This is a genomic window from Spongiactinospora gelatinilytica (assembly GCF_003236385.1).
In the GTDB taxonomy this organism is placed as follows: Bacteria; Actinomycetota; Actinomycetes; order Streptosporangiales; family Streptosporangiaceae; genus Spongiactinospora; species Spongiactinospora gelatinilytica.
This window is the reverse complement of record NZ_POUA01000481.1, coordinates 1-4,805: the sequence shown is the minus strand read 5'-3', so window position 1 is coordinate 4,805 and position 4,805 is coordinate 1. Positions and strand designations below refer to the sequence as shown.

At 73.0% G+C, this 4,805-nt stretch carries 3 protein-coding genes; 2 read left to right on the top strand and 1 reads right to left on the bottom strand.

The window, feature by feature from the left end; translation table 11 throughout:
- On the bottom strand, positions 1-844 hold an 844-nt coding region (locus tag C1I98_RS35260), incomplete at its 3' end, for a hypothetical protein (RefSeq protein WP_146607832.1).
- A 57-nt stretch (positions 845-901) separates the two neighbouring features.
- Between C1I98_RS35260 and C1I98_RS35255 the strand changes: the two genes are divergently transcribed.
- The gene (locus C1I98_RS35255) at positions 902-1,924 is read left to right on the top strand and encodes a MinD/ParA family ATP-binding protein (RefSeq protein WP_111171648.1); all 1,023 of its coding nucleotides are present in this window, start codon (positions 902-904) and stop codon (positions 1,922-1,924) included.
- Between the two features lie 43 nt (positions 1,925-1,967).
- Positions 1,968-4,454 (top strand): ATP-binding protein, encoded by a 2,487-nt coding sequence (locus C1I98_RS35250; protein ID WP_111171647.1) that lies wholly within the window; start codon positions 1,968-1,970, stop codon positions 4,452-4,454.
- Positions 4,455-4,805: the final 351 nt, after the last annotated feature.

Genomic DNA, 4,805 nt, shown 5'->3' with positions numbered 1-4,805 from the left:
CCCTCCGGACGCCCGCCTCGTCTGGCCCCCGGACCCGGGGGAGGCCGCAGAAGACGCCCAGCGGCAAGGCCCCGAGCCGGAGGTACCGGCTGCGCGCGCCAAGGCCGAGCGGGAGGAGGCCGCCGTTGGTGAGCATCCTGAGCAGGGCGTCGAGGCTGCGGAACAGGCCGAGCCGGACCGACCGGCTGAGGCGGCACCGAAGCGGGCACGCCGCCAGGCGGCGGCACGGGCCAAGAAGACCCCTGCTCACGATCAGGCTGAGCCGGAGCAGCCCGAGGCGGCTGCGGTGGAGCAGGTCGAACACCAGCGGTTGGAGGCCGGTAGCGCGGAGTCTGAACTCGAGGTTGTGGCGCCGGAGCCGGCTCGGCGGGATGAGCGGGAGGCCGCTGCTCGGGAGCAGGAAGACCGTGAGCGGGCTGAGCAGGCGGAACGGGACGCCGCTGAGCGGGAGGCTGCTGCTCGCGTACAGGCTGAGCGCGAGGCCGCAGAGCGGGAAGAGCGTGAGGCTGCCGCTCGGGCACAGGCTGAGCGGGCGGAACGTGAGGCCGCTGCGGAGGTTGTGACTGCGGAGGCGGTGCAGCGGCAGGAGGTTGCGGCGCTGGAGCGGGCGCGGCGGCAGCGGGTTGAGCGGGAGGCCGCGGCGGCGCGGGAGCGGGCCCGGCGGGAGGCCGCCGAGCGGGAGGCCGCGGCGCGGGAGGAGGCCGAACGGCAGGCCGCCGCGCGCCGGCAGGCCGCAGGGCGTGGGCTGGTGGGCGGTCCCGCCGGGCGGGAGGCGGCCTCGGAGAACGGCGTGCCTGCGCTCCCTGGGCCCAAGCGTCAGGGTCCGCCGCGCGAGAGCCGTCAAGGCCCGATCAGGGAGAGCGCCCAGCAGGAAGGGCAACCGCGGGTCTCGATCAGGGCCGTGCAGGAGCCGCCCGCGCCGGTGCCCGTCGCGCCCCCCACCGAGGGCGGCGGAAAGGTCCGCCGGGTCGAATCGGTCGTCGGCCGGGACGGCTCGGGCGGCGGCTGGCGGCGGCTCGCGCAGGTCGTCATCGGTTCCGGTGGCAGCCGTACGGACGGCTCGGAGATCGACGAGGCCCGGGCCAGGGCCGTGTTCAACGGCAGCCGCCGGGTGGTCGTGCTGGGTTGCACGGGCGGCGCCGGACAGACCACGACGGCGCTGATGCTGGGCCACGCCTTCGCCATGCACCGCGACGACGGCGTACTCGCCCTCGACGCCAACACCGGCGACAACACCCTGACCGGCAAGATCCAGGCCGATTCCCCCGAGACGCTCAGCTCACTGCTGGCCGGTCTCGACGACGTCGGCGGCTACCTCGGGATGCGCGCCTACACCACCCGCACGCCGTCCGGCCTGGAGGCGGTGGGCGCGGACACCGACGCGGGGGCCGAGCAGCGGATGGCGGACCGCACGCTGTTCTCCGACCAGCGGATCGGCCAGGCGATGGACATGTTCGACCACTACTACCGGCTGGTGGTGGTCGATCCGGCCGCGGCGCTGGCCGCGCGATTCCTGCCGTACGCGGACCAACTCGTCCTGGTGGTGCCGGCCAGCGAGGACGGCCCCGACGCGGTCGCGATGACCTACGAGTGGCTGGACGGCCACGGCTGCGCCGAGCTGCGCCGCCGGGCGATCATGGTGGTGAACGGCGTGAGCCGGCGCAGCATGGCCGCCGTGGAGCAGGCCGAGGCGGTGGCCCGCGGGCGCTGCCGGGCCATCGTCCGGGTGCCCTGGGAGGACGATCTGGCCCCGGGCGGCAGCGGCCCCATGGAGCCGGAGCGGATGCGCGCGGCCGGCCGGCGGGCCTACCTGGCGCTGGCGGGCGTCGTGGTCGCGGGCTTCGCGGTACCACCGCACACCGGCAACCCAGGCACAGGCACAGGCAACCAGGGCAAGCGGAGCGAGGAGGAAGTGGCGCAGTGACCGTGGGACGGATCGCGGTACGACACGCGATGGCGGGCGGGCGATGAGCGGCCGATCGGCCAGGGCCCGTAGCCGCCTGGCCGTACGGTACTTCGACGATCGGGTGCTGCTGACCGACTCGGCGGCCTGGGCCTACTTCCGGCTGCCCACCGTGAACTACGAGTTCGTCACCCCCGAAGAGCGCGAGGCGCTGGCCACCAACATCACGATCGCGCTGGCCGCCATCCGGATGTCCGACGCCGAGGTCCACCTGAGGGTCGCGCACCGGGCCTATCCGGCCGCCGAATGGGCGCTGGCGCTCAACGCCACCTCCGACGAGGGCCCGGGCTGGCGGGAGTACCTGGAGGAGATGTACGGCCACGTCTGGGCGAAGGACTTCTGGTCCAAGGAGGTCTATATCGGCGTACGGCTGGGCCCGCGCGGCGCGCAGCTCGGCACCGGCGTGCTCGCCCAGCTCTTCGGCTACTACCAGCGCGGTGAGAAGGCCCTCGGCCTGGACGACGACCACGTGCCCGACGGCGAGATCACCAAGTGGACCGAACAGGCCGAACGCCTGGGCAGGGCCCTGGCCGCCAGCGCCCTGTACGCCAGGCACGCCACCTCCACCGAGATCGCCTGGCTGTTCCAGCACGCCGCGACCGGCGCGCTCGGCGACCCGCCGCCGTCGGCGAGCCCGAAGCGGCGCTGGGGCCGTGGCGAGATCGAGGCGCTGGTCGAGGGCCAGATCCACAACGGCAGGTCGCTGCTGCGCATCGAGCAGACCGCCGGCGACTCCTACGTCGCCCACCTGTCCTTCGCCAGGTTCCCCGACCTGATGCCCTTCCCGGACGGCGAGCCGTGGAGCCACTTCGCCGACCAGCTCCCGTTCCCGGTGGAGCTGTCCAGCCGGATGCGGCTCATCCCGCCGGTCAAGGCCAGCAAGGACGTCGCGCGCAAGCTCGCGCACGCCCGCGACATGGACATCCACATCCGCGAGGCGGGCGCGGAGGCCCCGATCGCGCTGGCCGAGCAGATCGACGCGGCGCGGATGCTGGAGCACGGCATCACCAAGGAGCGCCTGCCGTTCGTGTACGGCTGGCACCGGCTGATCGTCGCCGCGCCGACCGAGGAGGTCTGCCTGCAACGGGTGGACGCGGTCATCGAGCACTACCGCGACATGGGCATCGACATCGTCAACTCCACCGGCGACCAGTTCTCGCTGTTCTGCGAGGCGCTGCCGGGCGAGCGGGTACGCGTCAACGCCTACGCCCAGCGCCAGCCGCTGCGCACGATCGCGGGCGGCATGGCGGTGGCGACGGTCGATGTCGGCGACCGCGTCGACGAGACCAGCGCGGGCTGGGCCGGGCCGTACATCGGCGAGTCGGTGGGCAGGGCGCGCAGCATCGTCCATTTCGACCCGCTGGTGGCCGCGGCGCGGAACCGCCCGACGGCGATCGCGATCACCGGTGAGCCGGGCGGCGGCAAGACCACGCTGGCGCTGCTGCTGATCTACCAGATGGCGCTGCGCGGGGTGACGGTCGCGGTGATCGACCCCAAGGGCGACGCCGAGTCGCTGGTCGAGCTGCTGCGCAAGCGGGGCCGCAAGGCGCGGATCATCCCGCTGGGGTCGGCCGCGCCGGGGCTGCTCGACCCGTTCTCGTTCGGCGACGACATCGCGGCCAAGAAGACCATGGCGACCGAGACGCTGCGGCTGCTGCTGCCCCGGATGTCGGAGGAGCGCGAGTCGGCCATGATCCAGGCGGTGGCCGCCGTGTCGAACGGCGAGGACCCCTCGCTCGGCAAGGTCGTCGACTACCTGGAGCAGGCCGACGACCCGGCCTCCAAGAACCTCGGCGCGGTGCTGCGGTCGATGTCGGAGATGCACCTGGCCCGGCTGTGCTTCGACCCCTCGGGCGGCGACCAGATCGACCCCGAGGGCTGGACCACGGTCTTCACCCTCGGCGGGCTCACCCTGCCCGACGTCGCGACCGCCCGCGACGACTACTCCTACGAGCAACGGCTGTCGGTGGCGCTGCTCTACCTGGTCTCGCAGTTCGCCCGCCGCCTGATGAACGGGCTGGACCGCCGCGTGCCCAAGGCGATCTTCCTGGACGAGGCGTGGGCGATCACCTCCACGCCCGAGGGCGCCAAGCTGGTGCCCGAGGTCAGCAGGATGGGCCGGTCGCGCAACACCGCGCTGGTGCTCGTCTCCCAGAACGCCGGCGACCTGCTGAACGAGCAGGTCACCAACTGCCTTTCCTCCGTGTTCGCCTTCCGCTCCACCGAGCGGGTCGAGGTCGACCACGTCATGTCGCTGCTCGGGGTCGAGGCCCTTGAGGAGCACAAGGCGGTGCTGCGCTCGCTGGGCAACGGCGAATGCGTCTTCCGGGATTTGGACGGCCGTGCGGGCCGTATCGGGGTGGACCTTATCTCGGAAGAGCTGCTGCGCTGGCTTGACACGAATCCGACACACGATAAGCCCGGCCAGAACGGGCATGATCCAGAGGAAATCGGCAGGCCGGAGACGGCGGCGCGGGAGGTTCGGTCATGAGTGTCCCCTCGCAGGGGCCGGTGATGGGTGTCCTCGCAAGTGTCCTGACCAGAGGCAGACGACTGCTCGGGCGCGCATCGCGGCTTCGCCGCAAGGCTCCTGACCCGCCCGGCGGACCCGGCCGGAAGGCGCGGCGCGGGCGAAGGATTCGGAAGGCGGTCGGCATCGCGCTGATCGCTTTCGTCGGATTAGTGGCGGTCCCGTTCGCCGTGCCCACGTCCGCGTCGGCGGCGGTGCCGATCTGCGACCTGTCGCCCGATCTCGCCCCCGAGATCGTCGGCGGCGGCGTGGACGGGCTGCTCCAGCCCCCGCCACCGGGCGGTGTCCCGCCCGTCACGCAGGGCCCCGCGC

What these genes read in the sequence shown, in the direction of transcription:
- C1I98_RS35250 (WP_111171647.1), top strand. Translation starts at nt 1,968, where the DNA reads ATGAGCGGCCGATCGGCCAGGGCCCGTAGCCGCCTGGCCGTACGGTAC.